Consider the following 24117-nt stretch of genomic DNA (forward strand, 5'->3'; position numbering starts at 1 on the left):
AAAACACATGCTAAAAAAATTATATCTAGTCGGCGGTTTGCTTGTCGCACTACCAGGCCTGGTGCTTGCCAATACGCAGCCGTTGCATAGCTTTATTGATCATCTAAAAAGCTATTCGGCGGAGTTTGTGCAGGAGCGTGAAGAAGACGCATTTTTCCGGGTTGAGCGTGCAAAAGGTACATTTGATTTAGATCGTCCAGGCAAAATGCGTTGGGATTATCACAGCCCGGAAGAGCAACATATTATTGTCGATGGTTCGCATTTGTGGGTTTATGATTTGGAATTAGACCAGGTTTCGGTGAGACCGATTGCAGACATTCAAGGGGATATTCCTTTGGCTTGGTTATTGTTTGATGAACCGGTTGAAAAAGCCTATCGAATTATCCCAGCAGGGAATCGCAATAATATGACCTGGTATAACTTGCAACCTCGTTCGGCTACCTATTTTCAAAGTATCGAAATTGGTCTACGTGATGGCGTGATGCAAGAAGTTTGGATGTATCAGAGTGCCGATAACATCACTAAAGTTAAGTTCAAAAATATTCGCCTGAACGAGGGTGTTTCACCGCGTGCGTTTCAATTTACGCCGCCCCAGGGCGCGGATGTTGTAGGGCGCATGTAAGGATTTATGATGGCTTATCAGCCCCTTTCAGATCGTTTACGTCCACAAACATTAGCCGACTTCGTCGGACAACGTCATTTATTAGGCGAAAACCGCGCCTTGTCACGCGTATTTGCTTCGCAACATTTGCATTCAATGATTTTTTGGGGGCCGCCCGGTACAGGTAAAACGACCTTGGCGCGCTTAATTGCTCAGCAATCGGATTTGCAATTTATTAGTTTGTCAGCCGTTTTGGATGGCGTAAAAGAAGTGCGTAAAGCGGTGGATCAGGCTCAGATACACCGCGAACAATTTCAACAGGGAACCCTATTATTTGTAGATGAAGTTCATCGTTTTAATAAATCGCAACAGGATGCGTTTTTGCCTTATGTCGAAGATGGCACATTTGTATTTATTGGCGCCACCACTGAAAATCCTTCGTTTGAATTGAATAATGCTTTGCTGTCGCGCGCGCGCGTTTATGTTTTACGCTCGTTGGATGAGGAAGATTTAAAATTAGTTTTGCAGCGTGCGCAAGCCTTGGTTTCTGAAGATTTAGGTGAGAACTTAATAATAGAAGCTGCCGCCGCCGAAATTTTAATTCAAGCCGCCGATGGTGATGCGCGTCGTTTACTCAACTTTGTCGAGCAGGCAACTGATTTTGCGGAGCCCAATATTGATGCGCAAACTCAATCACCAGGCCTGGTGCTGACGCCGCAAGCTTGCAAAGAAGTGGTCCAAGCCGGTATTCGGCGCTTTGATAAAGGCGGCGAAGCCTTCTATGATCAAATTTCGGCGTTGCATAAGTCGGTACGCGGTTCCGATCCTGACGCGGCTTTGTATTGGTTGGTTCGTATGCTCGATGGGGGCGTGGATGCCCGTTATTTAGCCAGACGTTTGGTACGTATGGCGAGCGAGGAAATTGGCAATGCCGACCCGCGCGCACTTGATGTCGCCATCAATGCCGCACAAGCTTATGAGCGCTTAGGCTCACCAGAAGGTGATTTAGCCCTAGCGCAAGCGGCGACTTATTTAGCGGTTGCTCCTAAATCGAATGCGGTTTATATGGCTTATAAAGCGGCTTTGAAAGATATTAAGAAACATGGTTCAGATGAGGTACCGTTACACCTGCGCAATGCGCCTACCAAACTAATGCAATCGATGGACTATGGGCAAGGTTATCGGTATGCCCACGATGAACCGGATGCTTATGCCGCGGGTGAATGTTATTTCCCTCATTCAATGGTGGAACGCGAATATTACCAGCCAGTCGAACGTGGTCTGGAAATAAAAATTGCCGCCAAAATGGCGCACTTAAAACAGCTAGATCAGCAGGCTGAAAATAAGCGGAGACAAGACTCATGACTTTTTGGTTGGCGATTGCATTGGGCGGGGCTTTGGGTGCTGTTAGTCGTTTTGCTTTATCACATCAAACCTATATATGGTTAGGGCGTGATTTTGCATGGGGGACTTTAGCCGTCAATCTTATCGGTTCATTTATGATAGGCCTGCTGACCATTTTACTAATCAACAAATTCGCAGTATCCGCTGAATGGCGTGCATTCTTAATTGTTGGTTTTTTAGGCTCTTTTACCACTTTTTCAACCTTTTCATTTGAGACCATGCAATATATTCAAGTCGGTGAGTTAAACAAAGCCATGTTGAATATTGCTTTGAGCGTAGCGGGGTGCTTGATCGCGGTTTGGATCGGTTTGGTCGCGGGTAAACAGTTTTTAGTTGAATAGATAGATTTAGAACTTTAGAGAAGAAATTATGTTAGATGCAAAATTATTAAGAACCGATTTGGACCGCGTGGTGGCGAAGTTAGCTACGCGAGGCTTTAACTTTGATGGCGCCAAATTTGAACAGCTTGAGCAGCAGCGTAAAGACCTGCAAGTGCAGACCGAGCAGTTGCAAGCGCAACGAAACCAAAGCGCTAAAGCGATTGGTAAGGCGAAAGCCCAAGGCGAAGATGTTCAGCCTTTGTTAGATGCGGTAGCGGATTTAGGTGCGCAGCTGGAAGAAGCCAAATCATCATTTGATCAAGTACAAAACGAGTTGGATGCGATGTTGGCCAGTTTGCCCAATTTACCACATGACTCTACTCCGATTGGTCAATCAGAAGATGATAATGTTGAAATCAAACGTTGGGGGTCGCCGCGTAAATTTGATTTTGATGTGAAAGATCATGTCGAATTATCGGAGCAGCGTGGTTGGTATGACAATGATGCAGCCACCAAGCTGACCTCGGCACGTTTTTCAGTTTTGAAAGGTCCTATGGCACGCTTACAGCGTGCGTTAACTCAATTTATGCTGGACACCCATGTCAACGAACATCATTATGAAGAAGTGTATGTTCCATATATTGTTAACCAAGACAGTCTTTATGGAACAGGCCAGCTTCCTAAATTTGCGGCGGATCTATACAAACTAGAAAAACACGATGAACACGATACCAGTGATCGCGATCTGTACTTGATCCCAACCGCAGAGGTGCCGATCACTAATCTAATGCGTGCTGAAATTGTGGATGCTTCGCAATTGCCGATTCGTTATGTGGCGCATACGCCTTGTTTCCGATCTGAAGCCGGCTCTTATGGCCGTGATGTAAAAGGGTTGATTCGTCAACACCAGTTTGAGAAGGTCGAAATGGTGCAATTTGTCCACCCAGATCAATCCTATGAAGCTTTAGATGCACTAACCCAGCATGCCGCTTCGATTCTTGAAAAGCTCGGTTTGCCTTATCGAATGATGTCGTTATGCACCAAGGATATGGGCTTTTCTGCGGCCAAAACCTTTGACCTAGAAGTCTGGTTGCCAGGTCAGCAGGCTTATCGTGAGATTTCATCTTGCTCAAACTTTGAAGACTTTCAAGCACGACGTATGATGGCGCGTTTTCGGTTAGGCCAAGATAAACCTCAGCTACTGCACACCTTAAATGGCTCTGGCCTAGCTGTAGGGCGAACCCTGGTTGCGATCCTTGAAAACTACCAAAATGCAGACGGTAGTATTACCGTACCGGATGTTCTCAAACCTTATATGGGTGGAGCGGATCAAATTTAAGCGAAATTTTGTAAAAAATGGCTGGAAGGCTTGCAAAGCCTGAGCAAATCTTTATAATACCGCTCCATCAACCCGGTGGAATGGCAGAGCGGTTGAATGCGGCAGTCTTGAAAACTGTTGTAGGTTTGTAGCCTACCCGGGGTTCGAATCCCTGTTCCACCGCCATATTGATAAAGCCCGACTTAGTTCGGGCTTTTTTATTGCCTAAATTCTGGAAAAAGCCGATTTATAGGCTTTTAGACCAAACCCTCCAACTCTCCTCTTGTAGCTCATTAACGCCCATATCATTCATTTGTGAGTACTAAATTTGTGACATTCTTGCGCTCATAATTTTTTTTATCTCACCTGTATTTTAATAAATATTAATATTAGTCTTGCCAAATTTAACTAAATAGTTAAACTATTTAGTTAAATTTAAGAGGTCATGAATTTTGAATAAAAATTACGGTAAAACGGCATTGAAAATCTTGGATTGCGCGACGGACATCTTCGCTGAGAAAGGGTTTGAAGGCACGATTATGGATGAGTTAGCCGAACATTGTGGCGTCAATAAGGCGAGTATCTACTATCACTTTAATGATAAGGCCAGCTTGTATGAGGTTTGCATGACTCGGCTTTTTAAAAAAGTGGTGGATCAAGTGATCTTGCAGGTCGCTCAGTGTGATGGGGTAGAGGAAAAACTAAAAACCTTTGTTTACGAGTTTGCCAAAGGGGCTTACAGCCATAAACAAATGCCGGCTACTTTAATGCGAGAAATCGCGGCGGCGGGTAAAAATATGCCGGTACCAGCACGCCAGCAAATGCAGCGTCTGCTTGCCACACTAAAAGAGATCTTAATTGAAGGTGAAAAGCAGGGCGTTTTCCGTAGCGTCGATCCATTAATGATCCATTTTATGATTATTGGCAGTTTGAGTTTTCACATTACGAGTGAGCCGATGCGCTTAGCCATTCAGACTGAATCCAAAACGGATCCGAGTTTGGATGAAGCCATTGGTCATGTTTCAGAATTGATTTATCACGCTTTATTAAGTAATTAGGGGATAAAAAATGAGAAACCTAATGTTAAAAATGGAGGCTCGCTTAGGTCGTTTGGGTGCTTTCATTGCTTATGCACCGAAACGATTTATCGCGTTTAGCTTGTTATTTGTATTGGCCTTAGCCGTCAACCTGCCAAAAACCACCGTAGATACGTCAACGGAAGGGTTTTTGCACGAAACTGACTCGGTTCGAGTGATTTATGACCAGTTTCGGGATGAGTTTGGGCGTGATGAAAAAATTGTAGTCGCGATTAAGTCTGAAGATGTTTTTCAGCTTGATAACTTAGAAAAACTGCGGGAGTTACACCAGCGTTTAGCTGATGAGGTGCCTTATTTATACGATATCAGCTCATTAATTAATGCACGTAATACCATTGGAGAAAATGACAGTCTGCTGGTGGATGATTTAATGGTGGACTGGCCACAATCTCAGCAACAGGCTGACCAAATAAAAGCACGTGCTTTAGCCAACCCCATGTATCGCAATATATTAATTAATGACGCGGCTGAGTTTACGGTTATTGTGTTGGAGTCAAATACCTATAGTAGTTTAGGTCAGAGCGAACTGACAAATGAAGCCGATATTTTGGCCGATGAATTATCAGGGTTTGACCAGGTTACTGAGACGGTCGAAAACACAAGTCGGGCGTTTATTACCGACAAAGAAAATAGTGAAATGGTTAAAAAAGTGGCCGAAGTTGTGGCGGACTTTAATCAACCCGGTTTTGAGATTTATGTCGCTGGTTCGCCTTCTGTTACGGCTTTTCTTAAAAGTTCTATTATGAGTGACATGCGCAAATTTATTGCCATGATTATTATTGCCATTGCGATTGTGCTGGCTTTGCTTTTTAGACGTGTTTCTGGCGTGTTGCTGCCTTTGCTTACGGTATTTTTAGCCGTTATCAGCACCATGGGGTTAATGGCTTTAACTGGCACGCCTGTAAAAGTAATGACGCAGGTTTTACCTTCCTTTTTATTGGCCGTCGGGGTAGGGGCCTCCATCCATGTATTAGCTATTTTTTATAAAAAGTTTGATCAAACCGGTGATAAAGCTCAGGCCTTAAGTTATACCCTTGAGCATTCCGGCGTGGCTATCATTATGACCTCTTTAACCACGGCGGCCGGTATGGCGTCTTTTGTACCTTCAAGTGTTGCACCTGTGTCCGATTTAGGTCTATTTGCTTTTGCAGGGGTCTTGATTGCGTTGGTGTTTACCTTGATTTTTTTACCGGCCATGTTGATGGTGCTGAAGATCAAACAAAAAACCTATCAGCGTAACGATGATCATCACGATACATTGGATAAATGGTTAAAAGGTGTCGCCGCCATTTCGCAAAACCATGCCAAAAAAATAGTCGCGTTTTCTATGGTGCTGATGTTGGGATCGATTGCGATTGCGACCCAAATTGGTTATTCACACAATCCGTTGGAATGGTTTCCAGAGGAACACCCAACACGGATCGCGACTGAAACCATAGATAAAGAAATGCGTGGCACGGTGTCGCTAGAGCTGGTGATTGATACCGGGCGTCCAAGTGGTTTGTACGATGTGAGTTTATTGCAGGCAATCGAGAAAACCACCGCTCAATTAGAAGCCATAGATCACCCCGAATATTTTGTGGGCAAAGCCGTCAGTGTGGTGGATGTGATTAAAGAAATTCATCAAGCACTCAACAATAATGATCCAAACTTTCACGCACTGCCTGGTAGCGCAGATTTAGTTGCACAAGAAATTTTACTATTTGAGAACTCAGGCTCGGATGATCTGCAAGATTTTGTTGATAGCCAGCTGTCTAAAGCGCGCATTACTGTTAAAGCGCCTTGGATTGATGCGTTTGAATACCATAAATTATTGCAAACCACCGCACAGTTGCTGGAGGAAAACTTTGATAGTTCGGTACACATTACGACCACAGGGATGATTAATTTGTTACTTGAAACTACCACCGCTGCGATTCAGAGTGCAGGGGTGAGTTATATGATTGCCTTTGGTGTTATCGGCTTAATGCTGGTTTTATTGTTATCAAGTTTCAAGCTTGGTTTATTGGCGATGATTCCGAATAGCTTGCCTGTACTGTTTGTACTTGGGGTTATGGTGGTGTTCGACTGGCCTTTGGATCTATTTACCATGCTAATCGGTGCCATCGTGTTAGGGATTGCGGTTGATGACATTGTGCACTTTATGCATAACTTCCGTCGTTATCACCTACAAGGTTATTCAACACGTGTTGCGGTTGAAATGACGTTAACCACTACCGGCCGCGCCATGATGATTACCACGGTGGTATTGGTGATTGGCTTTATGTTGTATATGTTCGCCAATATGAACAACTTGTTTCTATTTGGTTTATTGACGGCGGTTGCGTTCGCAATCGCTCTGCTGGCTGTTTTCTTCTTAGCTCCGGCTTTAATGGCGCTGGTTTATCCAGACCATCAAACCAAAAAATCGAATCTTGTTTCTAAAAAAATATCAAATTGAGGTGATAAAAATGAAATCTTTAAGTATCAAGTCATTTTGGAAAGGGATTTTAATAGCCAGCCTTACTAGCACAAGCGGTTTAGCTTTAGGGCAAGAAACGGATGCGCGAGAAGTTATTTGGCTAAGTGGAGCCGAGCGCGCGGCTTTAATGAGTGAAATGCGACTGTTTTTAAGCACCAGTCAGCAAATATTAGAGGCCACCCTTGCAGAAGATATGACAAAGGTGGAAACCTTAGCCAGACCGGTAGGCGTGAAGTTAATGAAAGATACGCCAGCGAGTTTAAAAGATAAGCTGCCGGCGGGGTTTACTCAGTTAGGCCCACAACCACAAGCGCATTTAGGGTTTGAGAATATTGCGGATGAAGCCTCGGGTTTGGGTGATCAAACCATCATTTTGCAACAACTGGCTGATTTGCAAAAAAGCTGTGTGGCTTGTCATGCGCAATACCAAATTAAAGTGAGGGATTAATAATGAGAAACTGGACTAAAACGATCGGGTTAAGTTTGTGCATGGGGATGTTTTTTACCCCCGGGTTGGCGCTGGCCTATACGGCAGATGAAGTGGCGCAAGCGGTTGATGCACGTGATGATGGCGACAATGGTAGCGCTGTGATTCAAATGACTTTGATTGATCGCCAAGGCAATAAACGTGTGCGAACTATGAATAAGTTCGAGAAGGACTTTGGTGAAGATACACATAGTGTGATCTTTTTCTCAGATCCAAGTGATGTTCGAAATACCGCGTTTTTAACTTTCGACTATGCGGATTCATCTAAGGATGATGATCAATGGCTATACTTGCCCGCTTTGCGTAATACTAAACGTATTGTCAGCAGTGATAAAAGTAGCAGTTTTATGGGGTCTGATTTTTCTTATGCGGATATGACCTCACGTGCGATAGAGGACTATAGTTATAAAATTGCAAAAGAAGATGAGGTGAATGGAAACGAAGTTTGGATTATGGAAGCGGTGCCTAAGACTGAAAAAGTTCGTCGTGAGACGGGGTACGACAAATCTTACATGTTTGTGCGCAAAGATAACTTTGTGGTGATTAGGGCGATTCACTTTCAAACCGATGGCAAGCGTAAGTACATGGATGTAAAAGAGCTTGAAAAAATCGAAGGTATTTGGGTGCCAACCTTAATCGAGATGCGCACAACCAAAGATAAGATCACCTTGCATACCACCTTGATGAGTTTTAGAGATGTTAAGTTTAACCAAGACTTTGATGAGAGCTTTTTCTCTGTTCGACGAATTGAGCGTGGCTTATAAAATGCGTTTTAGGTCACCAATCTACGCCCTAGGGATCGGGGTTTTATTAACCCTGTCGATGAATGGCGCTTGGGCAAACAGCGAATTAGATGATGCATTAGGCGGATTTGATGAATCTGCAGAAGCGAAAAATGATTTAGGTGAAGCGTTACAAGGGTTTGACTCCTCCGATCTATCTAGTGCTAAATCAACCCCGAGCTCAAGTTCTCCTAGCTGGTTGAACCTACGGACAATGCTAGGGGTGAACAGTCAGTTTACAACCGCGCATTCGGCGCCACCGCAAAATGAAGTGGATTGGCGGGGGCTACAGCAGTTACAGCTTAAAACCCGAATTGAAGCGGATGCGGACTTACCCAATAGCTGGAAAGCCAAATTGGGCGTTAACGCCAATTATGATGTGGTTTACCATTTAAATGACCGAGATTCTTATCCTAAAGAGGTTTTAAAAACCCAAGAATCTGAATCCGAAATCTTTGAAGCTTATGTCACCGGTTCCTTAACCGATCAAGTGGACTTGAAAGTGGGGCGTCAAATCGAGGTTTGGGGTAAATCGGATAGCATACGTATCACAGATGTCATTAACCCGTTGGATAATCGACAACCAGGCCTGGTAGATATAGAAGATTTACGTTTACCTATCTTTGCAAGCAAGATGACAGCTTATTCATCAAACTGGGCGTTTTCATTATTGGCTTTGCATGAGCAGCGTCCACCAAAAGAACCAGCGATCAACGGAGAGTTTTTACCATTAGAGGCTTTTCCATTTCCGCCTGGATTCAAATTTCCAGAAGTGGATAGCCAAAAGTCGGATTATGAAACCACGTTTGCGGCTTCAGCGGAGGGACGATTTAGTGGTTGGGATTTATCGCTTTATGCCGCTCGTGTCCAAGACAGTCGTTGGCATTTTACTGACAATAAAACCGCACGAGACTATGGTTTGATAAATATGGTTGGGGCGGCGGCTAACTTTTCGTTTGGCGGCGGATTAATAAAAACCGAGGTCGCCTATTTGTCGGATTTACGTTACAACACCACTACTGATAAAAAACATCGCATAGATTGGTTACTGGGTTATGACTATATGTCGATACCGGATTGGACGTTATCGATTGAAGTGGCCGATCGATATATCCAAAATTATGAGCCTAAAATGGGCGATTTACCTGATGCCGTTGAAGAGCATAATTGGCAAACGGCAGGCCGGGTTAGTTACAGCTTTGATCGAGATCGAGCGCAACTGAGTTATTTGGTTTCATTGCTTGGAGAAGCCGGACAGCAGGGCGGTTTTCAGCGTTTGTGGTTAGACTATGATTATAGTGATCATATCAATTTAACCTTTGGCTATATTGATTATCTCGGTGGCGATCATTCTTTGTGGGAGGCGATGAAAAACAATGATCGAGTTTACGTCGGTCTTGATTACTACTTTTAATTGTTTATAAGATAGTTTACAGATTAAAAGGCCTTATCAGTCTGCATCTGAAAAACAAACTGGTAAGGCTTTAGCGCGTCAAAGATTAAGCCGTTTTGTGGACAGCTTTGAGTTCTTTCAGGTGTTTTGAAAAATCCCTTTCCTTGTCTGGCGATGGGCCGAGTGGATCAGCTGTCGGAGTTTGACCGAGAAGTACTTGCATGCTGCCGGTTACGCAATGTCCTAGGGTTTCGACATCGTAGCCACCGCCAAGCGATAGGCTTAAACGACCGTCACATAATTCTTGAGCTGTTTGTTTCAAGCGGTTAACCAGCTGGTTGTATCCATCCACACTTACAAGGTGTTGAGCAAGCGGATCGCGCCAGTGTCCATCGTAACCAGCAAATACAATAATATGTTGTGGTTTAAAAGCTTTTAATTTTGGATAAATAATTTCGTTAAAGGCTTTGAGGTAGGTTTTATCGCCGGCATCACGAAGAAATGGGCAGTTAACATTCGTGCCTTTCGCTTCGCCTTCACCAACCCATTCCATGCCGCCAGTCAATGGCCAGTAGGGATGTTGGTGAATGGACACGGCCATAATGCTTGGGTCGTTAATGGTCATGTCTTGTGTGCCGTTGCCATGATGCACATCGAAATCAACAATCGCGACACGTTTTATGCCACGATATTGCTGCAACGCTCTGGCGGCGATAACATCGGAGTTGAAGATACAAAAGCCCATTGCTTTGTCTTTTAAAGCATGGTGTCCTGGTGGTCTGAGTAGAGCAAAACCATTGTCCACTTTACGGTCATATACGGCTAAGTTCAGCTCAATCGCGGCACCAGCGGCGGTTCTAGCGGCATCAAATGAAGCGGCATTAATGTAAGTGTCTTCGTGATAGGGATCGTAATAGCCGACATGAGTTTGACTGAGGTGTTCGATTTCGTCGATATAAGTTTGACTGTGCGCCCATCGGAGTTCTTCATTTTTGGCCATACGTGCAGCGACTGGGCTAAGTTGATTCCAAAGGTCGCGCTTTTCTAATGCACGATCAATAGCAATTAGGCGTTCGGCGCTCTCAGGATGACCTTTCATTGTATGCTTTAAAAATAGATCATCTAGCACGACTCCAGTGCTGTTTGTAGCAGAGAATGTTGTGTTAGCCCAGCTTAAGCCACTGTATGAGGCAGTAGTGGTCGCCCCTAGTGCGAGTAATTTTTGTATAAACTGTCTGCGGCCATTCATGTTGTTATCCTGTGTTTTTATGAGTATCAGTTAAAAAATACACGCGCTTACAGATTTTATTGTGAAAGGAATAAGGTTTTTGTGAGGGACGATTTAAGCTCTATACCAAATTTTCAGATGCGTTTTGCTGGCTTGATAACGCTTATAAAGTTCAGCTAGTTCGTTGGGCAATTGGGTTGGGTTTTGAGGCTGAAAGTTTAATGTTTGATAGAAATGCTCAAGATTAGGTTGCGCAAACGCATAACAAGGTGCGCCTAGTGATTTAAGTGCAAACTCTATCAATTGCGTTGCCAAATGTTTTTGACGATACTCGGGTAGAATGTAAAGCCCTCTTAACCACCAGGCCTGGTGGTGTTGAATGAAGCGCGCCACACCGATTATACTTTCGGACTTTAAAACTAAAAATACACGGTCGCTTTGTAGAGGTGTGCTGAGTTTGGTTTGTTTATGAAAACGCTTAACTAAGCCCCAGCTGAGAGTGTCGGCTATTTTAAATTGATAGGTGCTGTGTAGTGATTGATTCACCGCTTGATTCCAATAAAAATGTAGGCACAAAACGTGCGGTTTGTAAGCAATGTATGCGCGCCCAGCGTGCTTGTATTTGCAGTTTGGTGCGACTGGTTTCGCATCAAATTGGTTTGGGTATTTTACAGCACCCATCCGAAGTTAAACAGGCCAAGGGCACGGCTAAGCTGGCGAGTTTGTGTTTAGAGAACTGTCGGATATGGGTGAGTGAGCAGGTAGATGACTTGCCGGAATTGCAGGTCTGGTTGTCACAAAAGCCGACTTATTTATTGTATCCCCAACAAGCACCAGGCCTGGTGGTATCGACTGAGGAATTGGCGAAACAATTTAAGCCAGAATCGTTTCAAGTGCTTTTGCTGGATGGTACTTGGCGCAAGACGCATAAGATATTGCAGTTAAATCCGATGCTTCAGGCGTTACCAAGGCTGGTTTTGTCAGATCTTAGTCCGACCGATTATAAGATCCGAAAATCAAATCGGGTGGACAGTTTGTCTACTCTTGAAGCTATATATTACTTACTGACGCAACTTGAAAAGGGTCGAAACTTTGACGATCTAAAGCACAGTTTTGATGCATTTGTGAGTCAACGTGCGCAGTTTATGTCATATCACGACTGATATATTGAGTTTTCGACATATCCCATAATATTTGTTATTGTTAAAAAATTCATGAAAGTAAAGAGGGATGGCGTGTGAAGAAGTTGACTGGGTTTATCATGGTTTTAGTGATATTGATGCCAATGTTAGCCAAGAGTGTTTGGGCAAACAATAACTATACAGCGGATCAGCCGCAACCTAACGTGCAAGATGATCATGCTGTGGCCGTGATCGAAGGCTTAGAAGAACCCATGTATTCAGCGTTTATTGAGCGTTATATTTTGGATGAACTTAAACAATTGCGTATTGATATGGCGAATCAACGTGTAGAAATCGTGCGCGAAGTGGTGGATCGTGAAATGACGGTCGCCGATCGGTCGCTGGGTTATGCCACCAACACGGTGACGTATTTTTTCTATTTGATCCTCGGTGTGAGTACCGTTTTGGTTTGGGTGGGTTGGACATCTATCCGAGATATTAAAGAGCGTGTTCACAGTTTGGCAGAACAAAAAGTCACGAAACTGGTGACGCAGTACGAAGCCCGTTTGCGTGCGATGGAGCACTTGATTGAAGATAAAACCCAAAGTATTGATTCAAACAAGGAGCAGATAGAACGTACGCAAGAATTGCACGCGCTTTGGTTGCGCGCTGAGCAAGAACACTCGGCGGCAAATAAGGTCAAAATTTATGACCAAATTTTGGTGATTGACCCCACCAGTGTCGAAGCTTATACCTATAAAGCGGATGCGGTATTGGAAATGGATGAACCGCGTTGGGCGATTAACTTGTGTCATCAAGCCTTGCAACTAGATCCGGAAAACGCGTTTGCTTTCTTCCAGTTGGGTTGTGCTTATGCCCAGTTAGAACAGTATGAAGAAGCAGTACGTTTCTTAACTCAAACCCTGAGTTATTCAGAAACCTACCGAGAAGAAATTGAGTCGGATCCGTTATTGGCGGGTTTAAGACAGCAACCGATTTACCAAAATTTAATAACCGATAAGGTATTGGAAAAATCGGTTGTATAAGTCAGGTCGTTTTTTTGGTTTAAGCCTAGATTAAAACGATTGTCGCCAAGCCTAGGAAGACAAAAAAGCCTAATGAATCGGTGACGGTCGTAATCATTAAGCCGGTGGCTAAAGCTGGGTCAATATCCATGCGTTTTAAAATAAGTGGAATCAAAACCCCCGCGATGGCCGCCGCTACTAGGTTAATTAACATGGCGGCGCCAAAAATCAGACTTAAATCAATTTGCTGCAAAATAATGTAGGCCCCAATCGCGGTCAGAACAGCCCAGGTAACGCCGTTCAATAACCCAACAATCCCTTCTTTCATTAACAAGGCTCGGCTGTTGCTAGAGACCAGTTTGCCGGTCGCTAGGGCTCGAATCGCCACGGTAGAGGTTTGTGTGCCAGCTACGCCACCCATGCTCGCGACCATCGGCATCATAATCGCTAGGGCAACAATTTGATCTAACGTGGCTTCGAAGAAGCTAATCACAAAGGCGGCGAATGAGGCTGTAAGCAAATTAATGCCTAGCCAAAAGGTGCGGCGTTTGGCGGTACGCGGTGCGGGGGCGAAAATATCGTCCTCGTCATCCAAGCCCGCGCTTTTCATTTGGGTGTACTCGGCTTCCTCACGAATAATATCAACCACGTCATCGATGGTGATACGACCCAAGATTTGGTTTTTATCATCCAGTACAGCGGCTGAAATCAAATCGTGAACCTCAAACATACGCGCGACTTCTTTGGTTGAAAGTAGCGCATTAACTGTGGGTTCAGTATCTTCAACCAATTCTGAGACTAGTGTGTCGCCATCTTTGGTGAGAATATGGTTGAGCTTTAATGTGCCCATATAACGCCCATCGCGATCCCGCACAAATAGGTTAACCATCGATTTGGGGAGTTCGGATTGTTTGCGCAAATAACGTAGTACAACGTCCAAAGTAATATCAGCTCGCACGGCCACAAAATCGGTGCTCATGATGCCGCCAGCACTGTCTTCCGGGAAGCTCAGTGCCATTTCAACCGCAGTACGATCCTCTTCGGTCAGGGCTTCAAGAAAAGTTTGTTTTTCTTCATCTGGTAGAGACTGGGCAATAACCGCAATGTCATCGGTTTCAAGGTCTTCCGCAATTTCGACAATCTGTTCAGTTTCTAGCTGGTCGAGTAGGGCGGAACGTACTTCGTCATTAGTATGACCAAGAATGTCGCCTTGTTTATCCGGGTCAACAAATTGCCAAATGATATTACGTAGCTTGGGGGGCGTGGCTTCGAGGACATCCGCGATATCTTCGGCCGCCATCGTCTCTAGGAAGTAGCGAATACTAGCTTCATCTTCCTGTTTGGAGGCGTCGATGAGTTGATCGGTGAGTTTGATGTCGTCGTATTCAGTCATGCTGGTTCCTTGTGCTGGTGAACTTATTATAAAGGCCATGAGTGAGATATGCTTATGAAAAGCATGACCGTTTGATATAAAAAATATTTGGAGGGTTGAAGGGGAGCTAGAGCTTTAAAAAGCAAAACAAAAAAGAGCGCATAAAGCGCTCTTTTATTAACATGGGTAGAAGGAGGAAATTATTCTTCGTCCGTTAGCATGTTTTTAACACCACCTGACTTTTGGTGGTGGTTGCCAATTTTTTCTTTATGTTTGATAATTTGGCGGTCCAGCTTGTCAACCAAGCCATCAATTGAAGCATACATATCTTGTGTTTCGTTTTGTGCAAACAAATCTTGACCAGAAACGTGTACCGTAGCCTCAGCTTTTTGACCTTGTTTTTCAACCGTCAAAATCACATGAACATTTGTAACGTGGTCAAAATGACGCTCTAGCTTAGTCAATTTTTCTTGAACGTAATCGCGTAGCGCATCGGTTAGGTCAACATGGTGACCTGTAATGTTAATTTGCATTCCCGACTCCTTTTATATTATGTGTGGAATTTTGTCAAAATAGGACTTTAAAACTTGATTTCAGTATAGCACATTCGATTTAAATGGAAGTCTAGTGTTGTTTGGATTTGCGCTTGGTAGACTGATCGTTTCTAGTTGGCCTTAAGCCGACTAAGCTCGGAAATTTTCACCTAAATAAACACGGCGCACATCTGGATGGTTCAGTACGACTTGGGGTTCACCTTGGGCTAGAATTGTACCGGCATGAAGGATGTAGGCTTGATCACACACTCCTAAGGTTTCTCGCACATTGTGGTCAGTAATCAGAACACCGATTTGTTTGTCTCTTAAGTGTTGAATGATGTTTTGAATTTCTTTGACTGAAATCGGATCAACCCCCGCAAAAGGCTCGTCAAGCAGAATGAACTTGGGTTCCATCGCCAGCGCACGTGCTATTTCTACACGTCGGCGCTCACCGCCGGACAAGGCTTGACCTGGCTGGTTAATAATATGAGTTATTTGCAGGTCTTCGAGTAGGTGTTGGAGTTTTTCTTCACGTTGGTGTGAATCTAATTCTGGCCGCATTTCCAGAATGGCTAAGATATTATCTTTTACACTGAGTTTACGGAAAATCGACGCTTCTTGAGGCAAATAGCCAATCCCCAATTTTGCGCGTTGGTCAATGGTCAGCTGGCTGATATCACGCTCATCTAAAAATATTTGCCCCTGGTCATGCTGCACTAAGCCGGTCATCATATAGAAGGTGGTGGTTTTCCCGGCGCCGTTGGGTCCTAGTAAACCAACTACTTGACCACTGTATACATCAATATCGACCGAGGTGACAACCTTGTATTTTTTATAGCTTTTGGCCAGCCCACGAGCGAAGAAATGTGCCATTAGTCTTCTCCCTCGGTTGGCGAGGATTCTGTGCTTGGTGTGATGGTCATTTTGATGCGTCCAGCTTCTTTGTCGGTTTGACCAGCGTTTAGGGTTTGAGCGTTCATATCATAAACCAGTTTTGGGCCTTCAATTTTATGTGCGCCTTCTTGTTCCAAGTAAGCTTGGCCAATGAGTTCCACCTGTCGACTTTGGTTTAAGTAAATAATGGTATCGGCTTTACCTTTGATCCAAGCATTTTCCTCGACTAAAAAACGTTTAAATGTCGCCGGGCTACCCGTTGTGGTGATTTTTTGTACTTGACGATCCGGGTGTTGAATTTCGAGACGGTCGCCGGTTAAGGTTAAGCTGCCTTGAGTTGCAACCACTTGGCCGCTATAAATAGTTAAGCCTTGTTGGTCTTGTGCATCTAACTCGTTAGCTTCAATGTCAATAGGTAAGGTTGTTTCATCATTGGTTTGGGTTTGCCCCCAGCTGCTAACAGATAAACCTATTAAAAATGAAGCAACAACTGAGCGCATGGCATAGTTAAGGAACATAGCGTGTTTTAACCTCAGAAAGCAGTTGGGTGTGGTTGGTTTTTAAGTCGGCAACCAAGCCAACGCCGGTTGTGATTTGATTTTGACTTTCTATTTTAACCAATAACGGGCTGCTTAGCTGGTCATTGGTCTGGTTATAAATTAACAGTTCGGTTAGCAAACGCTGGTTTTGACTGGCATCTTCATTATGACGATTAACAATCACATTGCCTTTAAACTCGAACCGAGTTTGGTTGTGGATTTCTAAATGCGCACTATCAAGGCGCACAAGTTGTTCGGCTTCTTGTAGAACCAACTGGGGTTGTTCAATAAACACCTTTTCACTTTGTTTGCGCATGAACTCAGCTTGCAAAAATTGTTGTTGGTTGGGTTGATTACGGTTGATTTGCCAGCTTTGTGATTGGCTTATTTGCCAGTCGTCTTGCTCAATAGCGCTCACTGGAGATTTATTGTCGTTACGCTCTTGGTTGTTGACTAGGATAACCAAGGCCATCAGTCCAAGCAGTAGACTGAAAATAAATGAACGCTTCTTAAACATGAAAGGACTTATCTTAAGTAAAAGTCTAGTTGAGTTTGCCAGGTATCTTGTGATTGCATGATAAATTCACAAAGCTCACGTACAGCACCTCGGCCACCATTAAAATTACTCACAAAGTCGACGCGTTTGATTACTTCAGGATCGCTATCTTTTGGGCAGCTAGCGAGTCCGACTCGCGTCAAAATCGGTAAATCTAAGATATCGTCACCCATATAAGCGACTTGGTCTAACTCGATATTAATTGAACCTATTAAAGCTTCAAACGTTGGCAACTTATCGGGAACACCCTGGTACAAATGTTTGACCTTTAAATCTTGCATACGTTTTTCGACCAGTTTAGATTTACGGCCGGTAATAATGCCAATTTCAATCCCGCTTTTTTGGATTAACACCATAGCGTGGCCATCACGTGTATAAAAAGCTTTATATTCCTGACCGTCATCACCGTAAATTAGGCGGTTATCGGTCAGAACGCCGTCTACATCTAGTAACAGTAGTTTTATTTTTTTTGCTTTGCTTTGTAAAGAATCCATATTTATAAGCTTTTTGGTTATGAGACTGTGTTGAAGTATAACAAAGTTAGGTAGCCAACAAATAAGGCCAGCAGTAAAAAGCCTTCAATTCGAGAGATAGCCGCATTACCTTTACGCGGCAAAGCGACCAGTAACATAGCAACGGTGAAGGCCAACATAATTGGGTAGTCGCGCTGTAATACATCCATATCAATTAATGAAGGTGCAAGAATTGACGGCACAGCTAACACCGCTAATATGTTAAATAGATTAGAGCCTAGAATGTTGCCGATGAGCATATCCACTTCATTTTTTAACGCAGCAGTAATGGCGGCGGCTAGTTCAGGCAGACTTGTTCCAATTGCAATGATGGTTAAGCCAATAATTAAGTCGGGTACTTCAAAGTACTCAGCGATTTCGACGGCACCCCATACCATCATGCGGGCGCTGATCATCAATAAAACCAAGCCACCAAATAGGTACACTAATGCTTTTACCTTAGAGAGTTTAGGAAGTGAGCCGAGTTCTTGATTTATTTCTTCGGCTAATGGGTCCCCGGACGCAATGTTTTTATTGGAGCGAACCATCCAAACAAGAATGCCGATAAGGGTAGACAGTAGAATAATGCCATCAATCACCCCCAGGTGATGATCTAGCAACAAGGCCAGGCCAAAAGCCGTAATGAATAGTAGGATCGGAAACTCGCGTCTTAATACCGAAGATTTTACGACCAGTGGCGCAATTAACGCGGTTATACCTAAAACTAAACCGATATTGGTAATATTGGATCCGACCGCGTTACCAATCGCCAGGCCTGGGTTACCTTCTAGTGAAGCCATTACGGCTACTATCATTTCAGGACTTGATGTACCAAAGCCAATAATAACGACCCCAATGATGAGGGGCGAGACTTTGTAGCGTAAGGCCGTACTGGCGGCGCCTTCAATAAAGACATCAGAACTCCAGACTAAAAGGGCTAAACCTATAATAAGTAAGGCACTGGGTAGGATTAATGTTGTCGACATGGCGGGTTACTCGCTATAGACTAGTTTTCAAAATTTGGTCGACATTATACAATCTTGTCGGTTCGGATAAAAAAAATTTATGATACCTTCAGCTTTTTTCGACCTAGGCTGTATTTAGGTCGGATTTTGTTAAATTTATGTGTTTTAGTTAGGTGGTGGGTAACAAAGTTATGCTTAAAAATATGTCGATAGGCGTCGATGATTGGCAGCGCCCAGAATTGATTGAGTATTATTATCCTGAAAGTCTGCCCGTCGAATGGCGATTTGATTATTATTTAAATGAATATCGCAGCGCACTGATTGCACAAACTGAGTGGGTGGCTTGGAGTGATTTGGATTTTGACGAGTTACAGGTGGCGTATCGGCTTGAAAGTGCTTTGTATTTGCGAATTGATGATAAGCAGCTTGTTCCGGAGTCTCATCTGGCCAATTTGTTAGTGGTTTTAGGTGATTGGGTGGCAGGTTTTGTTGTGTTCGATGAGAGTTGGTCAGCGGGTGATAAACGCTTTCATGGTCGTCCAGTCACTTGGGTAGCAGATCATCAGGCCTGGTCGGGGTGGCATTGGTCATTCGCCGGAAAGGTTTTGTCTGGCGAACCTTGTGGTTGGGTGGATGAGTTGGATTCGAATCCTAAGTTAAGAGCACAAATGCTGCGCAGTTTCGCGGCGAGCTTGGTGGATAAAAAACTAACGGTGCCCTTTTTTGTTGGCGGCGAATCCATTAAGATGGACGATTTACAGCAACTTAAGTCCCTGGCTGAGTTGCTGGGTTATTAACGGAATTTCAGCTTGGATTCGAACTTATTATGCAAAGCATGCCATTGATTGAAATCGAAAATTTGAGCTTTTATCGAGGTGATCGAAAGATTTTCGATAATCTGAGCCTGCAAATTCCGCGCGGCCAAATTACGGCGATTATGGGGCCCAGTGGCACAGGTAAAACTACTTTGCTAAAGCTTATCGTGGGTCAACTAAAACCCAGCTCAGGGCGTATCTTGATTGATGGTCAAGATGTTAATAATCTAAGTCGCAATGTCTTGTATAAGCTTAGACAACAAATGGGAATGCTGTTTCAAACGGGCGCATTGCTAACCGATCTAAATGTGTTTGAAAATGTAGCTTTTCCTTTACGTGAGCATTTCAAGTTGCCCGAACCATTGATTTCTAATTTAGTGCGTATGAAGCTTGAGGCGGTGGGTTTGCGAGGTGCGCATGCTTTAATGCCGGCTGAGTTGTCCGGAGGTATGGCGCGCCGAGTGGCGCTTGCCCGCGCGTTTGTACTGGACCCACAAATGTTATTTTATGATGAACCTTTTGTTGGTCAAGACCCTATAACAATGGGGGTGTTGGTGTCTTTGATTCAGAAATTGAATGCCAGTTTGAGTTTAACCAGTATTATTGTGTCGCATGATGTGAATGAAGTCTTATCCATTGCCGAATTTGCTTGTGTGCTGTCAGAAGGTCGAATTGTGGCGCAAGGCACACCGAAAGAGTTGCAGCAGTCGGACTCAGATTATGTTCAGCAGTTTTTACAAGGTTTGCCGGATGGTCCAGTACCGATGCATTATCCGGTTGAACCTTGGGGTGTAAGATAATGAAGACTTCGATGATGCATACAGCCACACGGTCTATTGCTTGGTTGGGAAGCATAACTTTAGGGTTTCTACAGAGTCTAGGTAAGCGTGCTTTTTTTGTTTGGGCCGTTATTCCCGCTTTACCTTATAGTGTTTGGCGAATTCGATTGCTAATGAAGCAGGTTTATTTCGCCGGTGTGTTATCACTGCCGATTATATTAACTGCCGGTTTATTTGTGGGTATGGTGCTTGGCTTGCAAGGACATCATATTTTAACGACCTATAATTCGGAAGAAGCGGTTGGCACCATGACCGCTTTATCTTTAATTCGTGAATTGGGGCCGGTGGTTGCGGCACTCTTGTTTGCCGGGCGTGCGGGTTCGGCTTTGACGGCTGAGGTAGGTTTGATGAAATCTACCGAACAGCTTTCGGCACTCGAAATGATGGCGGTGGATCCAATGAAATTTGTGATCGCGCCTCGAATCCTAGCCAGTATTATTGCCTTGCCAATGTTGGCGATGATTTTTATCGCGATGGGTGTGTTTGGCGGTTACGTTGTTTCGGTCGGTTGGTTAGGCGTGGATGACGGCGCGTTTTGGGCGCAGATGTCCGAGCAAGTGGATTGGCAAGATGACGTGATGAATGGTTTGATTAAAGCCATCGTATTTGGGGTTTTAATTGCCATTATTGCGCTGTATGAAGGTTATGAGTCCGTGCCCACATCGGAAGGCGTGAGTCGCGCGACGACTCGTTCGGTGGTGCATGCGTCACTTGTGGTATTGGGTGTGGATTTTATTTTGACATCGTTGATGTTTACTTAGGGAAAGATTATGACTCGTCAAGTTAAAGCAGAAATTGGAGTGGGATTATTGGTGTTGATGACGCTGATATCCATGGTGTTTATTGCGTTAAAAGTGAGTAATTTTAACGCAATGCAAGATCGCCCGAGTTATCAACTTGAAGCCCTGTTTAGTAATGTCGGCGGTTTGACCGTGCGTGCCCCAGTTAAAATAAGTGGTGTAACGATAGGTCGAGTCGGCGAGATCAGTATTGACCCGGTCAGTTATCGAGCTAAGGTAGTGATGGATATTTATAATGAGTATGATGACTTGCCGATGGACTCATCGGCTTCAATCTTAACATCGGGTCTGCTCGGCAGTCAGTATGTCGGGATTGAGATAGGGGGGGATGAACGAGTTTTAGCGGACGGTGGTCGCTTTGGCTATACTCAGTCGGCCTTAGTGCTTGAGAATTTAATTGGTCGTCTGATGGTAAGTCTAACCGAAGGTGGTGATAAATGAGGCTGTGGAAAACACAAATAATAACGGCATTATTCGGGCTTGCTTTGGGAGCGGGGTTCGCGATAGCCGATCCGATTAAGCTTAACCAGCAAGATCCTCAAGAGATGGTGGTAGGCTTGTCGACCTCCGTTTTAGACGAAATTAAGGCGCGCGCTGATGAGTTGTCGGACAACCCCAGTGCCATTCGCCAGTTTGCAGATCAGAATATTTTGCCTTATGTCGATACGGCTCGTATGGCGCGTTATGTGGTTGGACGTTATTGGCGCACGGCAAGTGAACAGCAGCAGCAGGATTTTGTTGAACAATTTACTTTAACCATGATGCGCTCTTACTCACAAAGTATTTTAAAGTTGAATGTGCGTTCCATTGATGTAGCTAAGCCTTTGCCAGATGGTGAAAATCGGGTAATCGTTTCTACTAAGGTTACCCAGGACGACGGCTCAACCGCAGAAGTGACTTATCGCATTTTCAAAGAAGCCAGTAGCGGAAAATGGCTGATTTATGATGTCGTAGTGGAGAACATTAGTTTGTTAGTTAATTTCCGTCAATCCTATGCGACCGACATAGAGCGTCGTGGGTTTGATGAGGTGATCGTAGCGATGAAAGAACGGAATAAGTCATTTAATGAAGTGGATTAACCAGACATCGGAAGGTCGTTTAATATTCAAAAAGGCTTTGATGCTTTCTAATTTATCTGAAGTCTGGGCTGAGCTAGCATCAATTAACATGTTAGATGTTATGACGCTTGATATGGCCGAAGTGTCGCAGATTGATAGTGCCGGAATTGCATTGTTGCTTGACTTGCAACAGCGTGGTTCGGCTCGCTTAGTGTTGGCTAGTCCACCGGCTTCATTACAAACCTTATTAAGCTTATATAACTTAACCGAAATATTACCCATTGCCAAGGAGACAGCATGAGTGGAGCGGTAAAATTTGAACAGGTCTCAAAACAGTTCGGAGACTTGCAAGCCCTCAATAATGTCAGTTTTGAAGTGGAAGAAGGCAGTTTTTTTGGTTTGCTTGGACCGAATGGTGCAGGTAAGTCAACACTTATTAATGCCATGTCGAGTTTAGTGACGCCCAGCTCTGGCCGAATTTCAGTAATGGGGCATGATGTTATTCGTGATTATCGTCAAGCGCGACGTGCGCTAGGCTTGGTGCCACAAGAGCTTATATCTGATCCGTTTTTCTCAATTCGTGAACTCTTGCGTGTGCAGTCGGGTTATTTTGGTTTGCACGGAAAGGCTCAGTGGGCATGGGTGGATGAGTTGCTTGAACGTTTGGCCTTGAGTGAAAAAGCCAATGCCGAAACTCAGCAGCTTTCTGGGGGTATGAAACGTCGTGTGTTAATTGCGATGGCGCTTGTACACAAGCCACAAGTACTGGTTTTAGACGAGCCGACGGCTGGGGTAGATGTTGATCTGCGGCGCACTCTTTGGGAGTTTGCGCGTGAATTGCACTCTGCAGGACACACGATTATTTTGACCACGCATTATTTAGAAGAAGCGGAGGCCTTGTGTGATCGGGTTGCGATTATGCAAAAGGGTGAGGTGAAAGCCTTAGAGCAAACCCAAGCTTTATTGGCCCGCCATCCTTATCGTTATTTGCGCATCACTTTGCCGGAGCATAATCCGAAAACCATCAGCTTAACCAGCGAGCTTCAGTTGCGTTTGGTCGAGCGTGAAGCTACCGCCTGCTTGTTTCGAGTCGAAAAAAATATTTCGATGGAGACTATTTTGGGTTGGCTACAGGAAAATGGTTTGAATATCAAAGATCTGAGTACTCGTGATGCGTCACTTGAAGAAGTGTTTTTAGATTTAACGGAGGTGAAAGCATGAATTGGTACGGATGTTGGGCTTTCTTTGTAAAAGAAGTGCGTCGATTTTACTCCGTGGTCGTGCAAACCGTTTTTGCTCCCGTGGTTTCAACGCTGTTATTTCTATTGATTTTTGGACAAGTTATTGAGGCCCGTATTGATGCGTTTTCAGGCTTAACTTACAGTCAATTCCTCATACCAGGCCTGGTGATGATGGCGATTTTGCAGAACGCGTTTTCTAATTCGTCTTCGAGTATTATTCAATCAAAAATGTACGGTAATTTGACGTTTGTGTTGGTGAGTCCGATTTCGCCGCTTGAGTTGTATATAGCATTTATTGCAGCCTCTGTATTGCGTGGTTTAGCCGTTGGTTTGGGCGTGTTAGTAGTCGGCTGGATCTGGTTTGATTTGCAATGGTACTCGGTTAGCTGGGTGGTGTTATTTGCCGTATTAAGTGCGGCTTTAATGGGCGGTGTCGGATTAATCGCCGGTATTTTGTCTGAAAAATACGATCACTTGGCCGCTTTTCAGAACTTCATTATTATTCCTTTGACCTTTTTAAGTGGCGTGTTTTATTCGATTCATGCCTTGCCTGAGTTCTGGCAAACCATGTCACACTTCAATCCATTCTTTTATATGGTAGACGGATTTCGTTACGGGTTTTATGCCAGTTCAGACGTTTCTGTTTATTTAAGCTTAGCGGTTACTCTGGCCTTTTTGTTGGTAGTCACCGTGATAAATCTGATTTTATTGCTGAAAGGCGTTAAAATACGCCACTAAAAAATTGGGTATCAA

General features: G+C 44.1%; 28 protein-coding genes and 1 tRNA gene. 20 read left to right on the forward strand and 9 right to left on the reverse strand.

What is annotated here, in order from left to right; genetic code table 11:
* Positions 1-7: 7 nt before the first annotated feature.
* The 10 genes from lolA to N746_RS0103630 all read left to right on the forward strand — a co-directional run bounded on the left by lolA (position 8) and on the right by N746_RS0103630 (position 9884).
* Entirely contained in the window at positions 8-622 is a 615-nt protein-coding gene (gene lolA / locus N746_RS0103585) for an outer membrane lipoprotein periplasmic chaperone LolA (RefSeq protein ID WP_029933993.1), read from the forward strand.
* Positions 623-628: 6 nt separating this feature from the next.
* Positions 629-1966, forward strand: a complete 1338-nt coding sequence (locus N746_RS0103590; RefSeq protein ID WP_029933994.1) for a replication-associated recombination protein A — start codon at positions 629-631, stop codon at positions 1964-1966.
* Complete coding sequence (gene crcB, locus N746_RS0103595) at positions 1963-2346, forward strand: fluoride efflux transporter CrcB (RefSeq protein WP_029933995.1); 384 nt, start codon at positions 1963-1965, stop codon at positions 2344-2346. Before N746_RS0103590 ends, crcB begins: the two co-directional genes overlap by 4 nt.
* Positions 2347-2374: 28 nt before the next feature.
* Positions 2375-3664 (forward strand): serine--tRNA ligase, encoded by a 1290-nt coding sequence (gene serS, locus N746_RS0103600; protein WP_029933996.1) that lies wholly within the window; start codon positions 2375-2377, stop codon positions 3662-3664.
* A gap of 74 nt (positions 3665-3738) precedes the next feature.
* Positions 3739-3829: transfer RNA gene (locus tag N746_RS0103605), tRNA-Ser, on the forward strand.
* Between the two features lie 266 nt (positions 3830-4095).
* Entirely contained in the window at positions 4096-4701 is a 606-nt protein-coding gene (locus N746_RS0103610; RefSeq protein ID WP_029933997.1) for a TetR/AcrR family transcriptional regulator, read from the forward strand.
* 10 nt (positions 4702-4711) lie between these two features.
* Positions 4712-7180, forward strand: coding sequence for an efflux RND transporter permease subunit (locus N746_RS0103615; RefSeq protein WP_029933998.1), 2469 nt, complete (start codon positions 4712-4714; stop codon positions 7178-7180).
* 10 nt (positions 7181-7190) lie between these two features.
* Positions 7191-7649 (forward strand): hypothetical protein, encoded by a 459-nt coding sequence (locus N746_RS0103620; protein WP_051678494.1) that lies wholly within the window; start codon positions 7191-7193, stop codon positions 7647-7649.
* A 2-nt stretch (positions 7650-7651) separates the two neighbouring features.
* Complete coding sequence (locus tag N746_RS0103625) at positions 7652-8452, forward strand: outer membrane lipoprotein-sorting protein (RefSeq protein WP_029934000.1); 801 nt, start codon at positions 7652-7654, stop codon at positions 8450-8452.
* Between the two features lies 1 nt (position 8453).
* Positions 8454-9884: a DUF1302 family protein gene (locus N746_RS0103630; protein WP_029934001.1), complete on the forward strand. Its 1431-nt coding sequence runs from the start codon at positions 8454-8456 to the stop codon at positions 9882-9884.
* A gap of 85 nt (positions 9885-9969) precedes the next feature.
* Here the strand turns inward: N746_RS0103630 and N746_RS0103635 are convergent, their stop codons facing one another.
* Both N746_RS0103635 and N746_RS10390 read right to left on the reverse strand, forming a co-directional pair.
* Positions 9970-11112: a histone deacetylase family protein gene (locus tag N746_RS0103635; RefSeq protein ID WP_029934002.1), complete on the reverse strand. Its 1143-nt coding sequence runs from the start codon at positions 11110-11112 to the stop codon at positions 9970-9972.
* Positions 11113-11205: 93 nt separating this feature from the next.
* Entirely contained in the window at positions 11206-11637 is a 432-nt protein-coding gene (locus tag N746_RS10390; RefSeq protein ID WP_038125872.1) for a GNAT family N-acetyltransferase, read from the reverse strand.
* On the opposite strand from N746_RS10390, the gene N746_RS0103645 reads away from it, so the two are divergent.
* Complete coding sequence (locus N746_RS0103645; RefSeq protein WP_051678495.1) at positions 11625-12254, forward strand: tRNA-uridine aminocarboxypropyltransferase; 630 nt, start codon at positions 11625-11627, stop codon at positions 12252-12254. The two genes, N746_RS10390 and N746_RS0103645, sit on opposite strands and share 13 nt — an antisense overlap.
* Before the next feature lie 74 nt (positions 12255-12328).
* Positions 12329-13258, forward strand: a complete 930-nt coding sequence (locus N746_RS0103650) for a TPR end-of-group domain-containing protein (RefSeq protein WP_211245120.1) — start codon at positions 12329-12331, stop codon at positions 13256-13258.
* 25 nt (positions 13259-13283) lie between these two features.
* Here the strand turns inward: N746_RS0103650 and mgtE are convergent, their stop codons facing one another.
* The 7 genes from mgtE to N746_RS0103685 all read right to left on the reverse strand — a co-directional run bounded on the left by mgtE (position 13284) and on the right by N746_RS0103685 (position 18632).
* Entirely contained in the window at positions 13284-14630 is a 1347-nt protein-coding gene (gene mgtE, locus N746_RS0103655; protein WP_029934006.1) for a magnesium transporter, read from the reverse strand.
* Between the two features lie 179 nt (positions 14631-14809).
* Positions 14810-15142 carry a ribosome hibernation-promoting factor, HPF/YfiA family gene (gene hpf / locus N746_RS0103660; protein ID WP_029934007.1) on the reverse strand — a complete coding sequence of 111 codons (333 nt, stop codon included), beginning with the start codon at positions 15140-15142 and terminating at the stop codon, positions 14810-14812.
* 150 nt (positions 15143-15292) lie between these two features.
* Entirely contained in the window at positions 15293-16018 is a 726-nt protein-coding gene (gene lptB / locus N746_RS0103665) for an LPS export ABC transporter ATP-binding protein (protein ID WP_029934008.1), read from the reverse strand.
* Positions 16018-16557, reverse strand: coding sequence for a lipopolysaccharide transport periplasmic protein LptA (lptA, locus tag N746_RS0103670; RefSeq protein ID WP_051678496.1), 540 nt, complete (start codon positions 16555-16557; stop codon positions 16018-16020). The genes lptB and lptA overlap by 1 nt, the downstream gene beginning before the upstream one ends.
* Entirely contained in the window at positions 16547-17095 is a 549-nt protein-coding gene (lptC, locus tag N746_RS0103675; RefSeq protein ID WP_029934010.1) for an LPS export ABC transporter periplasmic protein LptC, read from the reverse strand. Before lptC ends, lptA begins: the two co-directional genes overlap by 11 nt.
* An 8-nt stretch (positions 17096-17103) precedes the next feature.
* Positions 17104-17628 carry a KdsC family phosphatase gene (locus tag N746_RS0103680; RefSeq protein WP_029934011.1) on the reverse strand — a complete coding sequence of 175 codons (525 nt, stop codon included), beginning with the start codon at positions 17626-17628 and terminating at the stop codon, positions 17104-17106.
* Between the two features lie 17 nt (positions 17629-17645).
* Positions 17646-18632: a calcium/sodium antiporter gene (locus tag N746_RS0103685; protein ID WP_029934012.1), complete on the reverse strand. Its 987-nt coding sequence runs from the start codon at positions 18630-18632 to the stop codon at positions 17646-17648.
* 170 nt (positions 18633-18802) lie between these two features.
* Here N746_RS0103685 and N746_RS0103690 point away from each other — a divergent pair, with 170 nt between their 5' ends.
* The 8 genes from N746_RS0103690 to N746_RS0103725 are packed head-to-tail and all read left to right on the forward strand — an operon-like array spanning position 18803 to position 24102.
* A complete protein-coding gene (locus N746_RS0103690; RefSeq protein ID WP_029934013.1) occupies positions 18803-19408 on the forward strand; it encodes a hypothetical protein in 606 nt (201 codons plus the stop codon).
* Positions 19409-19446: 38 nt separating this feature from the next.
* Positions 19447-20226, forward strand: a complete 780-nt coding sequence (locus tag N746_RS0103695; RefSeq protein WP_211245136.1) for an ABC transporter ATP-binding protein — start codon at positions 19447-19449, stop codon at positions 20224-20226.
* A complete protein-coding gene (gene mlaE, locus N746_RS0103700; RefSeq protein ID WP_245603328.1) occupies positions 20226-21026 on the forward strand; it encodes a lipid asymmetry maintenance ABC transporter permease subunit MlaE in 801 nt (266 codons plus the stop codon). The genes N746_RS0103695 and mlaE overlap by 1 nt, the downstream gene beginning before the upstream one ends.
* 9 nt (positions 21027-21035) lie before the next feature.
* Positions 21036-21506: an outer membrane lipid asymmetry maintenance protein MlaD gene (gene mlaD / locus N746_RS0103705; protein ID WP_029934016.1), complete on the forward strand. Its 471-nt coding sequence runs from the start codon at positions 21036-21038 to the stop codon at positions 21504-21506.
* Positions 21503-22144, forward strand: coding sequence for an MlaC/ttg2D family ABC transporter substrate-binding protein (locus tag N746_RS0103710; protein ID WP_029934017.1), 642 nt, complete (start codon positions 21503-21505; stop codon positions 22142-22144). The genes mlaD and N746_RS0103710 overlap by 4 nt, the downstream gene beginning before the upstream one ends.
* Positions 22131-22424 carry an STAS domain-containing protein gene (locus N746_RS0103715; protein ID WP_029934018.1) on the forward strand — a complete coding sequence of 98 codons (294 nt, stop codon included), beginning with the start codon at positions 22131-22133 and terminating at the stop codon, positions 22422-22424. The genes N746_RS0103710 and N746_RS0103715 overlap by 14 nt, the downstream gene beginning before the upstream one ends.
* Positions 22421-23344, forward strand: a complete 924-nt coding sequence (locus tag N746_RS0103720; protein WP_029934019.1) for an ABC transporter ATP-binding protein — start codon at positions 22421-22423, stop codon at positions 23342-23344. The genes N746_RS0103715 and N746_RS0103720 overlap by 4 nt, the downstream gene beginning before the upstream one ends.
* Entirely contained in the window at positions 23341-24102 is a 762-nt protein-coding gene (locus N746_RS0103725) for an ABC transporter permease (protein WP_029934020.1), read from the forward strand. Before N746_RS0103720 ends, N746_RS0103725 begins: the two co-directional genes overlap by 4 nt.
* The last annotated feature ends 15 nt before the right edge of the window (positions 24103-24117 follow it).

Origin of the sequence: Thiomicrospira pelophila DSM 1534 (assembly GCF_000711195.1) — a bacterium.
GTDB lineage: Bacteria > Pseudomonadota > Gammaproteobacteria > Thiomicrospirales > Thiomicrospiraceae > Thiomicrospira > Thiomicrospira pelophila.

Excerpts from the sequence above, each read along its gene's own strand:
- N746_RS0103615 (WP_029933998.1), top strand. The coding sequence starts at position 4,712 with ATGAGAAACCTAATGTTAAAAATGGAGGCTCGCTTAGGTCGTTTGGGT.
- serS (WP_029933996.1), top strand. The coding sequence starts at position 2,375 with ATGTTAGATGCAAAATTATTAAGAACCGATTTGGACCGCGTGGTGGCG.
- mlaE (WP_245603328.1), top strand. The coding sequence starts at position 20,226 with ATGAAGACTTCGATGATGCATACAGCCACACGGTCTATTGCTTGGTTG.
- N746_RS0103635 (WP_029934002.1), bottom strand. The coding sequence starts at position 11,112 with ATGAATGGCCGCAGACAGTTTATACAAAAATTACTCGCACTAGGGGCG.
- N746_RS0103720 (WP_029934019.1), top strand. The coding sequence starts at position 22,421 with ATGAGTGGAGCGGTAAAATTTGAACAGGTCTCAAAACAGTTCGGAGAC.
- N746_RS0103625 (WP_029934000.1), top strand. The coding sequence starts at position 7,652 with ATGAGAAACTGGACTAAAACGATCGGGTTAAGTTTGTGCATGGGGATG.
- lptC (WP_029934010.1), bottom strand. The coding sequence starts at position 17,095 with ATGTTTAAGAAGCGTTCATTTATTTTCAGTCTACTGCTTGGACTGATG.
- N746_RS0103725 (WP_029934020.1), top strand. The coding sequence starts at position 23,341 with ATGAATTGGTACGGATGTTGGGCTTTCTTTGTAAAAGAAGTGCGTCGA.
- N746_RS0103715 (WP_029934018.1), top strand. The coding sequence starts at position 22,131 with ATGAAGTGGATTAACCAGACATCGGAAGGTCGTTTAATATTCAAAAAG.
- crcB (WP_029933995.1), top strand. The coding sequence starts at position 1,963 with ATGACTTTTTGGTTGGCGATTGCATTGGGCGGGGCTTTGGGTGCTGTT.
- lptB (WP_029934008.1), bottom strand. The coding sequence starts at position 16,018 with ATGGCACATTTCTTCGCTCGTGGGCTGGCCAAAAGCTATAAAAAATAC.
- N746_RS0103685 (WP_029934012.1), bottom strand. The coding sequence starts at position 18,632 with ATGTCGACAACATTAATCCTACCCAGTGCCTTACTTATTATAGGTTTA.
- mgtE (WP_029934006.1), bottom strand. The coding sequence starts at position 14,630 with ATGACTGAATACGACGACATCAAACTCACCGATCAACTCATCGACGCC.
- lolA (WP_029933993.1), top strand. The coding sequence starts at position 8 with ATGCTAAAAAAATTATATCTAGTCGGCGGTTTGCTTGTCGCACTACCA.
- N746_RS0103710 (WP_029934017.1), top strand. The coding sequence starts at position 21,503 with ATGAGGCTGTGGAAAACACAAATAATAACGGCATTATTCGGGCTTGCT.
- N746_RS0103590 (WP_029933994.1), top strand. The coding sequence starts at position 629 with ATGATGGCTTATCAGCCCCTTTCAGATCGTTTACGTCCACAAACATTA.
- N746_RS0103690 (WP_029934013.1), top strand. The coding sequence starts at position 18,803 with ATGCTTAAAAATATGTCGATAGGCGTCGATGATTGGCAGCGCCCAGAA.
- hpf (WP_029934007.1), bottom strand. The coding sequence starts at position 15,142 with ATGCAAATTAACATTACAGGTCACCATGTTGACCTAACCGATGCGCTA.
- mlaD (WP_029934016.1), top strand. The coding sequence starts at position 21,036 with ATGACTCGTCAAGTTAAAGCAGAAATTGGAGTGGGATTATTGGTGTTG.
- N746_RS0103680 (WP_029934011.1), bottom strand. The coding sequence starts at position 17,628 with ATGGATTCTTTACAAAGCAAAGCAAAAAAAATAAAACTACTGTTACTA.
- N746_RS0103630 (WP_029934001.1), top strand. The coding sequence starts at position 8,454 with ATGCGTTTTAGGTCACCAATCTACGCCCTAGGGATCGGGGTTTTATTA.
- N746_RS0103695 (WP_211245136.1), top strand. The coding sequence starts at position 19,447 with ATGCCATTGATTGAAATCGAAAATTTGAGCTTTTATCGAGGTGATCGA.
- N746_RS0103620 (WP_051678494.1), top strand. The coding sequence starts at position 7,191 with ATGAAATCTTTAAGTATCAAGTCATTTTGGAAAGGGATTTTAATAGCC.
- lptA (WP_051678496.1), bottom strand. The coding sequence starts at position 16,557 with ATGTTCCTTAACTATGCCATGCGCTCAGTTGTTGCTTCATTTTTAATA.